This window comes from Allobacillus salarius (genome assembly GCF_007559425.1).
In the GTDB taxonomy this organism is placed as follows: Bacteria; Bacillota; Bacilli; order Bacillales; family Alkalibacillaceae; genus Allobacillus; species Allobacillus salarius.
This window is the reverse complement of sequence record NZ_VMHE01000004.1, coordinates 28,998-46,911: the sequence shown is the minus strand read 5'-3', so window position 1 is coordinate 46,911 and position 17,914 is coordinate 28,998. Positions and strand designations below refer to the sequence as shown.

The 17,914-nt window shown below is 39.7% G+C and carries 18 protein-coding genes and 1 other annotated feature; of the genes, 16 read left to right on the top strand and 2 right to left on the bottom strand.

What is annotated here, in order from left to right; genetic code table 11:
- Nucleotides 1-34 precede the first annotated feature (34 nt).
- The 11 genes from dnaI (at nucleotide 35) to FPQ13_RS04060 (ending at nucleotide 10,620) form a co-directional block, all read left to right on the top strand.
- A complete protein-coding gene (dnaI, locus tag FPQ13_RS04110; RefSeq protein ID WP_144088055.1) occupies nucleotides 35-976 on the top strand; it encodes a primosomal protein DnaI in 942 nt (313 codons plus the stop codon).
- 162 nt (nucleotides 977-1,138) lie between these two features.
- The gene (gene ytxC / locus FPQ13_RS04105) at nucleotides 1,139-1,957 is read left to right on the top strand and encodes a sporulation protein YtxC (protein WP_144088054.1); all 819 of its coding nucleotides are present in this window, start codon (nucleotides 1,139-1,141) and stop codon (nucleotides 1,955-1,957) included.
- 184 nt (nucleotides 1,958-2,141) lie between these two features.
- Nucleotides 2,142-2,371: a binding site (T-box leader), on the top strand.
- A gap of 78 nt (nucleotides 2,372-2,449) precedes the next feature.
- Nucleotides 2,450-4,384, top strand: a complete 1,935-nt coding sequence (thrS, locus tag FPQ13_RS04100; protein WP_144088053.1) for a threonine--tRNA ligase — start codon at nucleotides 2,450-2,452, stop codon at nucleotides 4,382-4,384.
- 325 nt (nucleotides 4,385-4,709) lie between these two features.
- The gene (infC, locus tag FPQ13_RS04095; RefSeq protein WP_246065347.1) at nucleotides 4,710-5,210 is read left to right on the top strand and encodes a translation initiation factor IF-3; all 501 of its coding nucleotides are present in this window, start codon (nucleotides 4,710-4,712) and stop codon (nucleotides 5,208-5,210) included.
- Nucleotides 5,211-5,239: 29 nt separating this feature from the next.
- Nucleotides 5,240-5,437 (top strand): 50S ribosomal protein L35, encoded by a 198-nt coding sequence (gene rpmI / locus FPQ13_RS04090; RefSeq protein WP_144088051.1) that lies wholly within the window; start codon nucleotides 5,240-5,242, stop codon nucleotides 5,435-5,437.
- Nucleotides 5,438-5,474: 37 nt separating this feature from the next.
- The gene (rplT, locus tag FPQ13_RS04085; protein ID WP_144088050.1) at nucleotides 5,475-5,831 is read left to right on the top strand and encodes a 50S ribosomal protein L20; all 357 of its coding nucleotides are present in this window, start codon (nucleotides 5,475-5,477) and stop codon (nucleotides 5,829-5,831) included.
- Between the two features lie 427 nt (nucleotides 5,832-6,258).
- On the top strand, nucleotides 6,259-7,875 hold the full coding sequence (locus tag FPQ13_RS04080) for a long-chain fatty acid--CoA ligase (protein WP_144088049.1): 1,617 nt from the start codon (nucleotides 6,259-6,261) through the stop codon (nucleotides 7,873-7,875).
- 140 nt (nucleotides 7,876-8,015) lie between these two features.
- Complete coding sequence (locus tag FPQ13_RS04075) at nucleotides 8,016-8,270, top strand: DUF1294 domain-containing protein (protein WP_144088048.1); 255 nt, start codon at nucleotides 8,016-8,018, stop codon at nucleotides 8,268-8,270.
- A gap of 74 nt (nucleotides 8,271-8,344) precedes the next feature.
- Complete coding sequence (locus FPQ13_RS04070; RefSeq protein WP_144088047.1) at nucleotides 8,345-8,926, top strand: TVP38/TMEM64 family protein; 582 nt, start codon at nucleotides 8,345-8,347, stop codon at nucleotides 8,924-8,926.
- Nucleotides 8,927-8,985: 59 nt separating this feature from the next.
- Complete coding sequence (locus FPQ13_RS04065; protein WP_144088046.1) at nucleotides 8,986-9,468, top strand: dUTP diphosphatase; 483 nt, start codon at nucleotides 8,986-8,988, stop codon at nucleotides 9,466-9,468.
- Between the two features lie 69 nt (nucleotides 9,469-9,537).
- Entirely contained in the window at nucleotides 9,538-10,620 is a 1,083-nt protein-coding gene (locus FPQ13_RS04060) for a M42 family metallopeptidase (RefSeq protein WP_144088045.1), read from the top strand.
- A 320-nt stretch (nucleotides 10,621-10,940) separates the two neighbouring features.
- On the opposite strand, the gene sspI is transcribed toward FPQ13_RS04060, so the two are convergent.
- The gene (gene sspI / locus FPQ13_RS04055) at nucleotides 10,941-11,153 is read right to left on the bottom strand and encodes a small acid-soluble spore protein SspI (RefSeq protein ID WP_144088044.1); all 213 of its coding nucleotides are present in this window, start codon (nucleotides 11,151-11,153) and stop codon (nucleotides 10,941-10,943) included.
- A gap of 85 nt (nucleotides 11,154-11,238) precedes the next feature.
- Between sspI and FPQ13_RS04050 the strand changes: the two genes are divergently transcribed.
- From FPQ13_RS04050 to pheT, 3 genes are all read left to right on the top strand, one after another.
- Complete coding sequence (locus tag FPQ13_RS04050; RefSeq protein ID WP_144088043.1) at nucleotides 11,239-11,976, top strand: TrmH family RNA methyltransferase; 738 nt, start codon at nucleotides 11,239-11,241, stop codon at nucleotides 11,974-11,976.
- A gap of 330 nt (nucleotides 11,977-12,306) precedes the next feature.
- On the top strand, nucleotides 12,307-13,341 hold the full coding sequence (gene pheS / locus FPQ13_RS04045) for a phenylalanine--tRNA ligase subunit alpha (RefSeq protein ID WP_144088042.1): 1,035 nt from the start codon (nucleotides 12,307-12,309) through the stop codon (nucleotides 13,339-13,341).
- A 13-nt stretch (nucleotides 13,342-13,354) separates the two neighbouring features.
- The gene (gene pheT / locus FPQ13_RS04040) at nucleotides 13,355-15,781 is read left to right on the top strand and encodes a phenylalanine--tRNA ligase subunit beta (protein WP_144088041.1); all 2,427 of its coding nucleotides are present in this window, start codon (nucleotides 13,355-13,357) and stop codon (nucleotides 15,779-15,781) included.
- A 174-nt stretch (nucleotides 15,782-15,955) separates the two neighbouring features.
- On the opposite strand, the gene rnhC is transcribed toward pheT, so the two are convergent.
- Nucleotides 15,956-16,873, bottom strand: coding sequence for a ribonuclease HIII (gene rnhC, locus FPQ13_RS04035; RefSeq protein ID WP_144088040.1), 918 nt, complete (start codon nucleotides 16,871-16,873; stop codon nucleotides 15,956-15,958).
- Between the two features lie 144 nt (nucleotides 16,874-17,017).
- On the opposite strand from rnhC, the gene zapA reads away from it, so the two are divergent.
- Entirely contained in the window at nucleotides 17,018-17,296 is a 279-nt protein-coding gene (gene zapA, locus FPQ13_RS04030; protein WP_144088039.1) for a cell division protein ZapA, read from the top strand.
- 1 nt (nucleotide 17,297) lies between these two features.
- Nucleotides 17,298-17,831, top strand: a complete 534-nt coding sequence (locus FPQ13_RS04025; RefSeq protein WP_144088038.1) for a CvpA family protein — start codon at nucleotides 17,298-17,300, stop codon at nucleotides 17,829-17,831.
- Nucleotides 17,832-17,914: the final 83 nt, after the last annotated feature.

Here is a 17,914-nt window from a genome sequence, read left to right as displayed (position 1 = left end):
GATGAATAACGTTAGACAATAAGGGTGAAATCGGATGGAACCAATCCAAACGGCATTAAGTCAGTGGTTAAAAGGAAAAGAGAATTATCAGGCATCGATGAATGAAATGAAATCTAAGATTTTATCATCTCCGGAGATTCAAGCGTTCCTTGCTCAGCATCCACAGATTACAAATGAACAAATCGAAAAACAATTAATTAAATTGTATGAGTTCGACTATCAATCGAAGGCTTGTGAAAATTGCCCTTCATTGGATGGTTGTGTGAATGTCGTCCAAGGTTACGCGCCAGAAATTTTGGTTGAAAATGAGAAAATTAAATTGATTTATCATGAATGTCCAAGAAAAGAAAAAGCCATTCAACAACAGAAACAACGTGCGATGGTTAAAAGTCTTCATATGCCAAGAGAGATACATGAAGCATCTTTTGACCAAGTGCATCTTCAAGACGATGGGCGAGTGGAAGCATTCAAAAAGGTGCAAAAGTTTTATCATGATAGCAAAACGAATTTACCTTCACGCGGCCTTTATTTATATGGGCAATTTGGTGTCGGTAAAACGTATATGTTAGCTGCACTCGCCAATCATTTAGCTGAAGAGAAAATTGATACGTATTTTATTTATATGCCTGAATTAGTACGCGAAATGAAATCGTCTATTTCAGACTCTACAATTAGTGAAAAAATTGAGCGATTCAAAAATGCAACTGTTCTAGTATTGGATGATATTGGTGCAGAGTTTTTATCACCTTGGTTCAGAGATGAAATTCTAGGCGCAATCTTGCAATACCGCATGATGGAACGGTTACCCGTATTTTTTACTTCGAACTATACACCAGATGAGTTAGAAGCAATGCTATCTCAATCAGGTAGAGGTAAAATGGAACAAATGAAAAGTGCACGGATCATGGAACGTATTCGCCAAGTGAGTGAACCCGTTGAAATGAACGGGAAAAATTATCGAGATTTTCAAAATTAATGTCCTTTCACATTTTTTTAATCCTTATTTCATACAATGTATTACCTGAGACAATGCGCAAAGACCAGCAAGACAGGAATACAGTTAGACAACCTTAGGCTTTTGTTTGTAGCACCGCTATTCAAGCATAAGCCTTAGTTTTTCAATGAAAGAGGGATCTATGTGAAAGAGACATCTTTTTTATTTCGTGAACTGAAAGAAGCTAAACAGTTTTACTTTTTTTTACTCGGTAAACTCCAAACAGATCAACTAACCATGTCCAATCAAACCATCACAGTTCAATCTGACACCACCGCTTCGCCAGTCGAACTCGTTGAACTCATTTATCCATTTGTCCTCGAGCATTACGGAACAAAAATTTCACATTTCATTTTAGAAAAACAATTTTATTTCGAAAAAGAAGAGCGAGATCAAATCATTCCTTACATTGTTACACTCAGTGCTACGCCGAAGTTCGTACATAGTCAATTTCAATACTCTTTGTATGAGCGGTTGGTTCAGTTTTTGTACGAAGAATCCAATGAATTGATATCTTTCGACAAAATGTATCAGCAACTATTCCTTCAAGATCATAACTGGGTCGAACTTGTCGGTTTTGGTATCGAGGAGTGGAAACAAGAATTAATTTATCAAGAAAAGATGAATGAGTTGAGAGGTCAGCTGGATATTTACGCAAATGTTCATGACAAGGTAATTGTTGTGTTAGATCATCAACAGGAGCCGGTAGTAATGGACAAACATGCTCGGTTGATTTCGAATGATGTATTGTTGGAAAGTAAGTACCGGTTTACACAAGAAACGGAAGACATGTTGAAGCATGCCGAGGTATTGCGAAAGTTATTATTGATCAATCCGGAAAAAATTATAGTCTATACAGCAAAAAATCAAACCCATAATTTATATGCGATTATGAATGTTTTTCAGGAAAAGGTGGAGATTCGTTCACTTGGAAAGTTTCCGTTTTTGCATGTGAAAAAGTAATTCACCGGATTATCATTAGGTTTGTGCTGTTGATAGCTTTTTGCTTAGGATTTTTAAACAAGCTAAAAAGTGAAAGCTGTAAGAACAATTTTTGAAAGAGCAATCGTTCCTCTGTTTTAATCTAAGTACATTCTTTCTTGCTTTTCCTTCATCTTACCGATATAATACAGATATAAATAATGATCGAACTGCTTTGAAAAGGACATGGATTCATTTGACACAGCTCAAACAGAGAGGAAAGCCTTGGCTGTAAGTTTTCCGGGTATGCCAATGAATCTACCACCTTTGAGCATTCAATGTGAAAACCGATTCGGTGATTAATATTGAACGGTACATCAACGTTACGATGTCACTTGAGTGCTGTCACTTGACAGAATCAGGGTGGAACCACGGGTTAAAACACTCGTCCCTTTTATGTATTTAGGGATGGGTGTTTTTTTATGGAAAGCATTCGATCATTAGTTCGTACTTTCAATAAAAGGAGATGATTTCATGGCAGAAAGGATTCAAATTACTTTCCCAGATGGTAATCAGAAGGAATTTGAAAAAGGTTCCACAACAGAAGATATAGCCTCATCCATTAGCTCAGGTTTGAAGAAGCAAGCACTCGCTGGGAAGTTCAATGGACAGATGGTTGATCTTCGTAAGCCACTTGAAAATGATGGCGAGATCCAAATTATTACGTACAGAGATCCTGAAGGGCTTGAAGTATTACGCCATTCAACAGCACACTTAATGGCCCAAGCGATTCGCCGTCTCTACGGTCAAGACGTGAAATTCGGTGTGGGTCCAGTCATTGAAGATGGATTTTACTATGACATGGATATGGAAGAGTCCATTACTCCGGATGATCTTCCTAAAATTGAAAAAGAAATGAAAAAAATTACCGATGAAGCACTTGAAGTTCACCGGGTTGAAGTAAGCCGAGAAGAAGCAAAAGAGCGCTTCAAAAATGATGAACTGAAGCAAGAATTAATTAATGCCATTCCTGAAGGGGAGACAGTGACTATTTATGAGCAAGGGGAGTTTGCTGACCTTTGTCGCGGTGTTCACGTTCCTCACACAGGTAAAATCAAAGTGTTTAAATTGCTTTCAATTTCAGGTGCTTATTGGCGTGGCGATAGTAAAAATCAAATGCTACAACGTGTATATGGAACAGCGTTCGAGAAGAAAAGCCAATTAGATGAATACTTAAAACAACGCGAAGAAGCAAAAGAACGGGATCACCGGAAGTTAGGCAAAGAGCTGGATATTTTTACAGTTTCCCAAAAAGTTGGCCAGGGCCTTCCGTTATGGCTTCCAAATGGTGCAACGATTCGCCGCATCATTGAACGGTATATTGTCGACTTGGAAGAGCGATTAGGCTATAACCATGTCTATACGCCAGTACTAGGTAGTGTCGAGCTCTATAAAACGAGTGGTCACTGGGATCATTACCAGGAAGATATGTTCCCTGCGATGGAAATGGATAATGAAGATTTAGTTCTTCGTCCGATGAACTGTCCACATCATATGATGGTTTATAAAAATAATTTGCACAGTTATCGTGATCTACCTGTCCGTATTGCAGAACTCGGTACGATGCACCGTCATGAAATGTCAGGAGCACTTGCTGGGTTGCAGCGGGTTCGAGGAATGACATTGAATGACGCCCATATCTTTGCCCGCCCAGATCAATTAAAAGATGAATTTATGCGTGTTGTTCGGTTGGTGCAAAACGTATACAAAGACTTCGGTGTTGATGATTATTATTTCCGTTTATCGTATCGTGATCCTGAAGATAAAGAGAAGTACGTTGATAATGATGAAATGTGGAATAGAGCAGAAGCGCTTTTAAAAGAAACATTGGAAGAAATGGAGCTTGAGTTCGTTGAAGCGACAGGCGAAGCGGCATTTTACGGCCCGAAGTTAGATGTTCAAGTGAAGACTGCGCTTGGAAAAGATGAAACACTATCAACTGTTCAGCTCGACTTCCATTTACCAGAACGATTTGATTTAACGTATATCGGTAAAGACGGTAAAGAGCATCGTCCTGTCGTCATTCACCGTGGCGTTGTTTCAACAATGGAACGCTTTGTCGCTTTCTTAATTGAAGAGTACAAAGGTGCCTTCCCAGTTTGGTTAGCACCAGAGCAAGTTAGAATTATTCCAGTTTCGTTGGAAGCACATATGGATTACGCTAAAAAAGTTGAGGAACAGCTGCAAGAGCAAGGACTTCGGGTCCAACTGGACGTGCGTGATGAAAAGCTCGGATACAAAATTCGAGAAGCACAGACGAAGAAGGTACCATATGCGTTAGTATTAGGTGACGCAGAAATGTCTGAGGATGCAGTGAATGTTCGTAAGTATGGTGAAAAAGATACTGAAACAATCGGCTTGAGCCAATTTATCGATCAAATTAAAAATCAAGTCAATGAAAAGAGTTAAGATTAAATCTATGACTTGACAATTATAGCGATCATGCATATACTAGGTAAGGTGAATTGAATAAGGTCATGACTGACAAGTAGAAGCACCCGCTTCTCACCTGCTTGACGCTCGCGATGGGTAGTTAACAGGTCTGAACAGATCCAAAACCGTTGAAGAAGGCTCGCGTTGAGTCTTCAGTAGAACGAACTGTTTAAATGTGGGTGCCTAGGTGCCCACATTTTTATTTTTATTGAAAGTGGTTGAACTACTTTCGAAGGAAATCACTTGTCGGATAATGCCTTGATTTAAAAAATTATGGAGGTGGCTAACGATTAGCAAAGATATTGTGAATGAATCCATTCGAGCAAAGGAACTACGTTTGATTGATGTCAATGGTGAGCAATTAGGAGTAAAATCCAGAAACGAAGCGTTGGAGATCGCTGAAAAAGCGAACCTAGACCTCGTGTTGGTTGCTCCACAAGCAAAACCACCAGTTGCTCGTATTATGGATTACGGAAAATACCGCTTTGAACAACAAAAGAAAGAAAAAGAGCAACGTAAAAACCAAAAGGTTATTAACGTAAAAGAGATTCGTTTGACTCCAGTAATTGAGGAGCACGATTTCAATACGAAATTACGTAACGCTCGTAAGTTCCTTGGAAAAGGTGACAAAGTCAAAGTTAGCGTACGTTTCCGTGGGCGTGCGATTACCCACAAAGAATTAGGTCGTGAAGTACTAGACCGATTCGCTGAACAAACAAATGATATCAGCAACGCGGAATCAAAGCCTAAAATGGAAGGGCGCAGCATGTTTATGATGCTTGCTCCTAAAGCAGAAAAATAATTCGTTCGTAATTTAAGGAGGATATAATCATGCCAAAAATGAAAACTCATAAAGGTGCACAAAAACGTTTCAAAAGAACAGGTACCGGTAAATTCAAACGCGCTCATGCGTTTACAAGCCACATGTTCGGAAACAAAACACAGAAGCAAAAACGTAAACTACGTAAAAGCGCAATTGTTGCTAAAGGTGACGAAGGTCGCTTAGAAAAAATGCTACCAAACAAATAAAAACTATACGATTCGATATAAATAGGAGGGAATTACCATGGCACGTGTTAAAGGTGGAACAGTTACACGCCAACGACGCAAACGCGTTTTGAAACTAGCAAAAGGATATTACGGTTCGAAAAGAACGTTATTTAAAACAGCAAAACAACAAGTAATGAAATCAGGTCAGTATGCATACCGTGACCGTCGACAGAAAAAACGTGAATTCCGTAAGCTTTGGATCGCACGTATTAACGCGGCAGCACGTATGAACGACATTTCATACAGCCGTTTAATGCACGGTTTGAAACTTGCAGGAATCGAAGTTAACCGTAAAATGTTAGCAGATCTAGCTGTAAGTGACGAGCAAGGATTTACAAACCTTGTTAACCAAGCAAAAGACGCACTTAAATAATAGTCCGAGGAAACCTTGATTGGTGAGTAGAGAATACTCATCAATCAAGGTTTTTTATATGTTGGGATCTTTTTCAATGCTAGTTCTTACACCTTCAGCATTAAACATGCTGCCTTCAGTGTTTAATCGAAATGCTTCAGTGTTAATTTGAAGATCTTCAGGGTTTATCCGCGAAGCTTCAGCGTTAATTAGTGAATCTTCAGTGTTTATTTTCAAACCTTCAGTGTTAATTCGCAATCCTTCAGTGTTAACGAATAAAACCTCGACATAATTATCGGATCATTAATCTAATGGACATGTTCTATCCTTTCAGTAATCAAGCGCTTAATTATTGAGTCATCTAGTAATTGACAAAATTATCATAATAATTTAAATTTAAAGATATACTATCAAGAGTTCTACATAATTTAAAAAAGGAGGAGTAGTTATGAATAATTTTCAGTTGACGACGACTCAAATGCTAGAACGAGCAGAGAAATATTTTTCGCAAAAAGAAGTTGTTTCTAGAACAGATCTAAAAGTCCATCGGTTAACTTACAAAGAAGTTGGACAACGGTGCCGATCTTTATCTGATTCATTAGAGGCACTTGGCATAAAAAAAGGCGATCGAATTGGGACGCTAGGTTGGAATCATCATCGACATCTAGAAGCTTATTTTGCGGTTCCAAATATGAATGCTGTATTGCATACAATTAATTTCCGATTACCACAGGAACACTTAATTTACGTCATTAATGATGCTGAAGATAAAGTGTTGCTTATCGATGCACAGTTTATTGGTTTAATTGAAGCGATTAAAGATGAAATCCCTTCAGTCCAGCACGTCATCTTAATGACGGACGAAGAAAACATCCCGGAAACATCCCTTCCTTCTGTTTATCTCTATGAATCACTTATTGAACAAGGTGATCCCACATATCAATATCCAGAAAATATACAAGAAAATGATCCAGCAGGTATGTGTTATACATCCGCGACAACAGGTAAGCCAAAAGGTGTTGTTTATACACACCGAAGCACATTTTTACATTCTATGGCGTTAGGGCTTGCAGAAACGACAGGTGTGCAAGAAGAAGATGTGTCATTGCCACTTGTACCGATGTTCCACGTAAATGCCTGGGGATTCCCATATGCAGCTACATGGTTTGGTACAAAACAGGTGTTACCAGGACCGAATGTTACCCCACAATTGATTCTTGAATTAATCGAGCAAGAAAAAGTGACAATGTCAGCTGGAGTGCCAACAATCTGGCTAGGTGTCGCTCAAGCGTTGGAGCAAGGAAACTATGATACATCGAGCTTGAAAGCTGTCATCTGTGGAGGTTCCGCCGCTCCGAAAAGCTTGATTGCATTGTATGAAGATCGATTTAATATTCCGTTTATCCATGCATATGGCATGACAGAAACCAGCCCTGTCGCAACACTTTCCAGACCACTCAGTAAACATAAGGAATTAAGCCGCGAAGAGCAGTTGGATATAAAAGCAACACAAGGACGTGTTGTACCAGGTCTTGAAGTGAGAATTATTAATGAAAACGGCGAAGTACCTGCTGACGGTGAAACAATGGGCGAATTGACAATTCGTGGGCCGTGGATTACAGACCAGTATTATAATGCACCAGACAAAACAGCTGAATCTGTTAAAGATGGCTGGCTATACACAGGTGATATTGCAACGATTGATGAAGATGGCTTTATTCAAGTGGTGGACCGAACGAAGGACTTAGTTAAAAGTGGCGGGGAATGGATTTCAACCGTTGCACTTGAAAATGGCTTGATGGCTCACGAAGCCGTTGCTGAAGCGAGTGTCATTGGAATTCCTCATGAAAAATGGCAAGAAAGGCCACTCGGCGTTGTTGTTTTAAAAGAAGGAGCGGATGTAACGAAAGAAGAGTTATTCGAGTTCATTACACCAATGTTTGTGAAATGGTGGCTTCCAGATGACATCGTTTTTGTTAATGAAATCCCTAAGACTTCTGTCGGTAAGTTCTTAAAACGAGCATTAAGAGATGAACTGTCGGATTATTATTTGCAGGAACAATAAGAATGTTTGTCCCCAGCGATAAGCTCGCTGGGGATTTCTTGTGTCTGACTCGATATTTAATTAAAATCTCAATGTAATTTCTTTTATTCTTAAAATAAATTATAATTATTCAATAGATATCTTCAAGAAAGAGGCATTGTATGTATATATTAACTAGCTGGCTAGTCATCACCAATATAGTTGGATTTGCAATTATGGGATGGGATAAACGAAAAGCACGTCGACAACAATACCGCATTCCAGAATCACGGATTTGGACGATTGCTCTCGCAGGAGGAGCACTCGGTGCTTGGGCCGGTATGAATTTTTTTCGTCATAAAACGAAACATATTCAATTTGCGTTCGGACTGCCGCTCCTTACATTAATATGGGCAGTAGTGATTTTTTGGGGTTAAGCTTTCCGCCACATTGTCATAAAGGCTCGTCTATTGTCATATCCTTTAGTAAGCCTATTTGAAAGGAGACTGCCATGGAGGGTGTTATCGGTTGGATCCAACAGTCGATTGACTCCCACCAGATGATTGCGCCGGTTTTGTTTATTGCATTTCATATTATCCGACCATTTTTATTTATTCCGGTTGCATTCATATGCATAACTGGTGGATTGTTGTTCGGGATGACGTATGGGGTTGTCTATTCATTAATTGGTGTCACACTTTCTAGTCTTCTTTTTTATATGTTTGTTCAGCAAACACCGAGCTTATTTAAACGATTTGAAAAGCTCAAAGAAAAAATGTTTGGCAAACATCGACAACTAAACATGCCACAAGTCGTTTTGTTACGGATCACACCATTTATTCACTTTCATTTAATATCATTGATTCTGATTGAAATGACCCGCAATTTCAAAGAGTACGCGAGAATGTCGATCATTTCCAATCTACCGTTAGCCTTTGTATACACAACATTTGGCCAATGGTTTCAATCATTAGGAGTCGTTCACCTGATATTGTTTTTATCATTGATATTAGTTTTGATGTATTTGATTCGTCGCAAAGAAATTATTTTGAAATGGGAAGATTTCTTTGCGGTAGAACGACCAGAAAATTAATTTTCTCATGTGGAGACGAAACCTTCTTTGTTATACTGAATAACAGAGGAGGTTTTTTGATGGACTGGAATATGATTATGGATATGCAAAAAGTGTTAGACGACCGAATTATGGATAAAATTAACCGAACACGCGCTGAGGTAAACGACGAGAAACTACTTGCACTTTTGGTTGAAGTGGGCGAATTAGCAAATGAAACAAGATGTTTTAAATTTTGGAGTGAGAAAGGACCAAATGACAGACAATATATTTTAGAAGAGTATGTAGACGGAATCCATTTTCTCATTTCAATTGGATTAGATCGTACATATACAATCCAGCCAACGATCAGACCATCTACAAAGTCATTAACGGAGCAATTTCATGGCATTTATGATGGAATTGTTCAGTACAAATCCAACCCGACCGAAAAACGTTATCATCAATTGCTGTCCGATTATTTAAGCCTAGGCGATACGTTAGGTTTTAATGAAACAGATATTTTTCAAGCTTACCAGGACAAAAATGAAGTAAATCATGAAAGGCAAAAATCAGGGTATTAACTTTTGTCCTCGAAAACGATTAGCGTTATAATGAAAAATGGTTAGTCAGAAAATAAGGAGGATTCAAAAATGACACAAAAAGACAATATGCAGATGTTAAAAGACTTAACAGATGCAAAAGGGATTCCTGGAAACGAGAAAGAACCACGTGAAGTCATGGAGAAATACATAGCTCCATATGCGGACGAAGTGACAACGGATCATTTAGGAAGTTTGATTGCCAAGAAAACAGGCGATGAGAATGGACCGAAAATCATGGTTGCTGGTCATTTAGATGAAATTGGCTTTATGATTACACGAATCGACGATAATGGTTTCCTTTATTTCCAAACTGTCGGTGGCTGGTGGAGCCAAGTCATGCTCGCACAGCGTGTAACAATCATGACGAAAAAAGGTGACGTAACAGGAGTCGTTGGCTCTCAACCACCTCATATCCTATCTGCTGAACAGCGAAAAAAGCCAGTTGATATAAAAGATATGTTTATCGATATCGGTGCTGCAAGTAAAGAAGAAGCAGAGGAATTCGGTGTTCGTCCAGGAGATTCTGTTGTTCCATATTTTGAATTTACACAAATGAACAATGAAAAACTATTACTTGCAAAAGCTTGGGACAATCGTATTGGCTGTGCCATTGCGATTGAAGTATTAAAGCGACTGAAAGATGAACAGCATCCAAACGTCGTTTATGGGGTTGGAACGGTGCAAGAAGAAATCGGTCTTCGCGGTGCGAAAACAAGTGCACATGCAGTTAAGCCGGACATCGGTTTTGGTGTAGACGTCGGTATCGCTGGAGACATGCCAGGAGTTTCTGATAAAGATGCTGCTGCGAAAATGGGTGAAGGCCCACAAATTATTTTATATGATGCATCCATGGTTTCTCATAAAGGCGTGCGTGACTTCGTTGTTGAAACAGCAGAAGAAAACGACATTCCATTCCAATATGATTCCATGGCAGGTGGCGGAACGGACTCAGGTTCAATCCATTTGACTGCGAATGGTGTTCCTTCGTTGTCCATTACTGTACCAACGCGCTATATCCACTCCCATGCAGCAATGCTTCATTACGATGATTTTGATAACCTTGTGAAGCTACTCGTTGCGGTCATCAAGAAGATGGACAATGAAACAGTTGAAAAATTGACATTTAACTAAATGAAAATAGAGCAATCCTTTGGTGAGGATTGCTCTATTATTTATTCTTGGCGCAAGGGTGCGAATGGTAAGCAGTTAAATTCAAGCGTCACTTCTCGAGTAACACTGAAGTTCCACGGATAAACACTGAAGGTCCGTGAATTAACGCTGAAGTATCGTAATTAAACACTGAAGCTCCGACAATTAGCGCTGAAGAATCATGATTTAACACTGAAGGTCCGTGAATTAACACTGAAGAATCATGATTTAACACTGAAGCTACCCGAATTCACACCGAAGCATCGCAAACAAACACTGAAGCTCCACCGCTAGAACTCACTTTAAAGCTGATTCGTTTCTTGCTCTAAAATATCCAATACGTATTTTTTGTCCTTTTCGTTGGCGCCCTGCCAGAGCATTTCAAATAGTACGCCTAGACCTGGAAGCATCTTTTCCTCGCCGCTCTCTACAGCATCAACAATTGTCGCTTCGAGCTGTTCCTCATTATTTCCTGCAATATTGTTTTTAATTGCTTTACGTAAATTTAAATCCATAAAATCACCTCATAATTGAATTTTGTTGTAGTTTGGCCAAAAGACTTTTAAACTATGTATAGGAATTGGGCGAGGTGTATAAAACATGATTGAGTCAAAACAAAACCAACGCGTCAAAGCATGGAAAAAATTAAGCCAGAAAAAACATCGTGATCGTGAAGGACTTTTTTTAGTGGAAGGCTGGCACTTAGTCGAAGAAGCGGTAAAAAGTGATTGGACGATTGATACATTAATTGTGGAAGATGGAGTGGAAGTTACTGATGAATGGAGTACATTACCTGTTGAGTATGTAAGCTCTCCGGTGATGAAGGAAATATCCCAAACAGAAACACCACAAGGTATCGCTGCAGTCGTTCGTCAAAAAGAATGGCAGATCGACCAACCTAGACGTGTGCTAATGCTTGATCAAGTGCAAGATCCAGGCAATGTAGGTACCATCATCCGAAGCGGCTTGGCTTTCGGGGTGGAAGTAGTTATTTTAGGCAAGGGTACAGTTGATTTATATAATGAAAAAGTCGTTCGTGCGACACAAGGTGCACTGTTTCATTTGCCTGTCATCCAATCCGATTTATTTGAATGGCTAAACAAGCGAGAAGTCGCTGTTTATGGGACAGCTTTGGATGAACAAGCGAAGGCATTACCTGAGATCAAACCACCTGAAGCGTTCGCGATTATTTTGGGAAATGAAGGTATGGGCGTGCAACCTTCACTGCTTGAGCGATGTGATGAGACTATTTATATTCCGCAAGAAGTAAAGGCTGAGTCTCTTAATGTTGGCATCGCGGCTAGTGTAATTTTATATCATTTTCGATATGTAACTTGATATAATAATGAAAATTATCTATAATAATTGGAGATTAAATCGTTATAAAAGCGTTGAAAGAGCTAAGTAGGCAATACCCGATGATCGATTGAAAGGGATGGAGTATCCTGGACTGAAAATACTCCAATCGATGGGATTGTACGAATTTCACTCTGGAGCTGACACTACAGTGTCCGGGTCCTTGATCCGTTATTCAATGAAGTGGGTTTGCGTTAAGATAAAGCAAATCAACGAGGGTGGTAACACGGAAATCAACTCGTCCCTTATTTAAGGGAGGAGTTTTTTTATTTTGCTTAAGGAAAGTGGTTGTTGACCAAAAGGAGGATATCAATGAAAGAGCGCCTACAGAGCATTAAACAAGAAGCGATAACTGAAATTGAAGCGGCCGATACGCAAAAATCATTGCAAGACGTTCGTGTTCAGTTTTTAGGTAAAAAAGGAAAAATTACAGAAGTTCTCAAAGGGATGGGAAAATTATCGAAAGAAGAACGTCCTGTCATTGGTCAGCTCGCCAATGAAGTGCGTGATGAGATTACTGCATCTATCGAGGAAAAAGCGGATTTACTGGAAAAACAAGCGATTGAAGAGCAACTGAAAGCAGAGACGATTGATGTCACACTTCCAGGTCGTCCGACGCATACGGGTGGTCCTCATATACTTATGAAAACCATTCGCGACATTGAAGATTTATTTATCGGTATGGGATATGAAGTGGCAGAAGGACCGGAAGTTGAAACAGACTATTATAACTTTGAAGCGTTAAACTTACCAAAAGGTCATCCAGCTCGTGATATGCAGGATTCGTTTTATATTACTGAAGAGCTGTTGATGCGTACACATACTTCGCCGGTTCAAGCGCGGACATTGAACGCACATGAAGGAAGAGGGCCCGTTAAAATTATTTGTCCTGGAAAAGTGTATCGCCGTGATACGGATGATGCGACACACTCCCACCAGTTCACGCAAATCGAGGGACTCTATGTGGATGAACATATTACGATGAGTGATTTAAAAGGAACATTGAATGTACTTGCAAAACATTTATTCGGTGAAGATCGTGAAATTCGTCTGCGTCCGAGCTTCTTCCCGTTCACTGAGCCATCCGTTGAAATGGACATCTCTTGTAAAGTTTGTAACGGAGACGGCTGTTCCGTCTGTAAACATACCGGCTGGATTGAAATTTTAGGTGCAGGACTCGTTCACCCAAATGTTTTGGAAATGGCTGGTTTTGACTCCAAAAAATATACAGGCTTCGCATTCGGAATGGGGCCGGAACGAATCGCGATGTTAAAATACGGCATCGAGGATATTCGTCATTTCTATACGAACGACGTCAGATTCTTGAAGCAATTTCACCAGGTATAAGGGGGTATGAACGATGTTAGTCTCAATTAATTGGTTAAAAGAATATGTGGATATCGAAGGCATTCCAACAGGAGAATTAGCTGAAGCCATTACAAAAACAGGTGTCGAAGTAGACGGCATTCACGGTCCGATATTGGACGATGAAAAAATTGTTGTCGGATATGTTGAAGCGTGTGAACAACACCCAAACGCAGACAAGTTGAACCTATGTCAGGTGAACGTCGGTGAAGATGAATTAGCACAAATCGTTTGCGGTGCACCGAATGTTGCGCAAGGACAGTATGTTGTCGCCGCTCGACCTGGCGCAAGACTTCCAGGCGGGTTGAAAATTAAAAAAGCGAAACTACGCGGTGAAGCATCAGAAGGAATGATTTGCTCATTGCAAGAGTTGGGTGTCGATGAAAAGTTCGTTCCCGACCATCAAAAAGACGGTATTTTTGTATTTGATGAAGAGGTACAAATCGGTGAACCGGCTTGTCCGTTACTGAATCTAGACGATCAAGTACTGGAGCTAGATCTAACACCAAACCGAGCAGACTGTCTAAACATGGTCGGGATGGCTTATGAAGTCGCTGCTATTTATAATAAAGAACTTCAATTGCCGTCACCGACTGTTACGAAAGCTGATGAATCTTCCAATGATTACATCGCTGTTCGTATAGAGAACAAAGAAATGAATCCGTATTACGGTGCGTGGATTATCAAAGATTTAGAAGTGAAATCGTCTCCATTATGGTTGCGTAATCGGTTGATCAGTGCAGGCATTCGCCCGATCAATAATTTAGTTGACATCACGAACTATGTTTTGTTGGAATACGGTCAGCCGCTTCACGCTTTCGATTACGACCGTTTTGGCAGTAAAGAAGTTGTCACTCGTCCAGCTCATGAAGGTGAAACGATGACGACACTTGATGGAAAAGAGCGGACACTTCAACCAGAACACCTACTCATTACAAACGGTGAAAAGCCTCATGCATTGGCTGGTGTAATGGGCGGTCAAGATTCCGAAGTTCAAGATGATACAACGACTATTCTTTTAGAGGCTGCTTATTTCGATCCGAGAACCGTTCGCAAAGCATCGAGCCAACACAATTTACGAAGTGAAGCGAGCGCACGTTTTGAAAAAGGAGTCGACCTTACACGTGTGAAAGAAGCAGCAATGCGTGCAGCTGAATTATACGAAGAGTTAGCAGGCGGAACAATTTTAGGTGAAATGGTTGAGGAAGGTTCAACGGATCGTGAACCAGTACAAATCACCTTTGAACGTCATGAAATTAATGAACGCATAGGGACCGAGTTATCCATTGATCAAATGAATGATATTCTAGAACGTTTGCGCTTGCCATATGAACAGCAAGGTGAGCAATATACTGTTACGCCACCATCCCGAAGAAATGACCTTCGTATTCTCGAAGATATGGTTGAAGAGTTTGCTCGTTTATACGGTTACGACCATATCCCTTATACATTGCCGACAGGTCAATCAAATAAAGGTGGCTTAACGAAGCGTCAACGATTAACTCGTGAAGTACATGCCTATTTACAAAAAACAGGATTAAACGAGGCATTGACGTATTCACTGACGACAGAAGAAAAATCGAAACATTTCGTTAGCCCTGAAATCCAAACTGATCAAGAGGCTGTCAAATTAATGATGCCTATGACCGATTTGCATAGTCATTTACGATTAAGTGTCATTCCGGAATTGTTGTCGAGTCTTCAGTATAATGTGGCAAGAAATCAATACAATCTCGGGTTTTATGAACTCGGATCTGTTTATTTGCCGAATGAAGGGAAAGACGTACTGCCAAGAGAAGAACTCCGTGTTGCTGCTGCAATTACGGGTATTTGGGAGAATCACCCGTGGCAAGGAGAAAAGAAACCGGTTGACTTCTTTGTGCTAAAAGGAATTTTAGAAGGCTTATTCAATTACTTTCTCAAAGACGAAGTTATTTTCGAAAAAGCTAATCTAGATGGATTGCACCCAGGTCGGACGGCACTTCTTAAATTAAACGGTGAAACGGTGGGTTATATCGGACAGCTTCACCCATTTGTACAAAAAGATCACGATTTAGATGATACGTATGTATTCGATTTGAATTTGGAGAAAGTGTTTAATCATGTTGATGAAACACCGGATTATGAAGCGATTACGAAGTATCCAGCTATTTCGCAAGACTTAGCATTTGTTGTGAATGCCGAGATTACGGCAAAAGAAATCGAAGACATCATTTATGAACAAGGACAACCGTATTTGAAGACAATCCGTGTGTTTGATGTGTATCAAGGCGAGCACATGGAAGAAGGTAAAAAATCAATTGCATTTAACCTTACGTTCCAGAACAATGAACGTACGCTAAAAGACGATGAAGTAGATGAACTGAGAGAGCGCATTATTCAAAAAGTAAAAGCAACATATCAAGCAGAATTACGAGGATAAATAAACGCCCTTCAGACATTAGCTGTCTGAAGGGCGTTTTTTATTTTGGATATTCGAACCGATCCGCTCAATAAACAGCTCCAGCCGCTCAATAAATGATTCTAGCCACTCAATAAACAGCTCCAGCCGCTCGATAAACGATTTCAAACGCTCAACAATAAGCTCTAGATTTCCTTATAAAAGCTTCTTCGCTTTCTGTGTATTCGCAAAGTGTGTTTTTGCGATTTCATTTAAAGTGCCCTCGCCTTTTTGTTTGATCAAACGTGCAATTTGCCGATCGACAATGTTTGAGGCACCTTTTTGAATGGAAAAGCCAACCTTTTCAGAAATACGATCGATTTCTTGTAAAAAGCGATAACGAGCCAGCATGGAGGCTGCAGCGACGGGTGTCGAATAACTCTCAGCCTTTGTCATGAACGTCAAATCATCAAATGATTGCTCACCTGTTTCTCGAACTGCTTTATGAAAGGTAGCTGGTTCACAAAACTGATCGACAACGGTTCCTTCGAAAGATTGCTCACCTAGCTTTTCACGGACATTTTTAATCGCATGATGATGCATCCATGCTTTCATTTTTACTTGAGACCAACCTTTTGCTTTCAGTTGATTATATCTCGGGTTATCAAGAACAACGGAACTGTATGTAATGTCAGTTAATAAGACATCTTTCATAACAGAGCGAATTGTATCATCGGTCAATGTTTTCGAATCACGTACACCTAATTCTCTTAGAAGTTCCTGCTGTTCCGAAGTAGCATATACACAAGCGACCGTGATTGGCCCGAAATAATCCCCTGTTCCTGCTTCATCTGAACCCATATGTGATTCTTTTAAAAAAGTGGGCAAGCTTTTCGTTGTTTTTGTTTTTGTCTTTTTATCATTAGATCCTGGATTTCCCCATCGACTCGCTTCTTTCTCAGCTTCATTTCCTTGAAACACGACCTTGCCAGATTGATAGGCGGTAATCGTGCACCCGCTTACTTTCGCAGCGAAATGGGCATGAGGTGGCGTAGATGGAAGGATTGCTGATTGGTATGTGTTCTTCATTTGTTGAATGGTCGATTGGTTTACTTTTAATACTGCGTGTGCCATGAAAATAGAACTCCTTTATGGATTAGCATATTTTCTCCTAGTATATCACGCCATACTGACGTTCGCAGGAAGTAAATGTACTTTCCAAGCGATATGTAAACGTGTTACTATATGGAGTAGAATAACGCGGGAGGAGGCTACTGAATGGATGGTTCTAATCAAACGAAAATAACAGTGGAAATTCACAAGAAAAAATATACCATTGTTGGCCAAGAATCCTCAGAACATATCAAAATGGTAGCAAGCTTGGTTGACCAAAAAATGGATGAAATTCAATACGCAAAGCCTTCATTGGATACATCCCAATTAGCTGTATTAACAGCTTTGAATACGATGAATGATTACTTGAAACTTAAACAAGAACATAACGAACTATTGAACCGAGTGAATCGTGGAAATAGACGGAAAGAGGATCGAAGGTAACATGTTGGATATTTTATTATTGATTTTATTGATTTTTGGTTTTTTAATAGGTTTGAAACGCGGGCTCGTTATGCAAGTCCTTCACATTGTCGGTTTTATCGTTGCATTTATCGTATCTGTTTTATATTACAAACAGTTAGCTGGCAAAATCGAATTATGGATTCCTTATCCAGACTTTTCAACAGATCAATTTTGGGATGCATTGTTAAACTCTACAATACTAGAAAACTCATTCTATAATGGGTTAGCTTTTTTCGCGATATTTGTCTTAGTGAAGATCGTCATGCAAATTATTGCGAACTTACTGGATTTTGTAGCCAACCTACCGATTTTACATAGTGTGAATAATCTATTGGGTGCCATACTAGGATTTATTGAGATGTATTTAATTTTATTCGTCATCTTATTTATTTTGTCGCTCGTTTCGGTAGAGATGATTCAAAATCTCATACAAAACTCCGTAATTGCCGGATTTATGATTGAACATACACCTGTGTTGACTGAGCAATTGAAAGAACGAATATTTCCTGAATGAACGAATGAAGAGGTTCACTCAATGCGAGTTGGCCTCTTTTCTTTTCAGTTATTGAATGAATAATTGCTGAGTAGGAGTGCTCT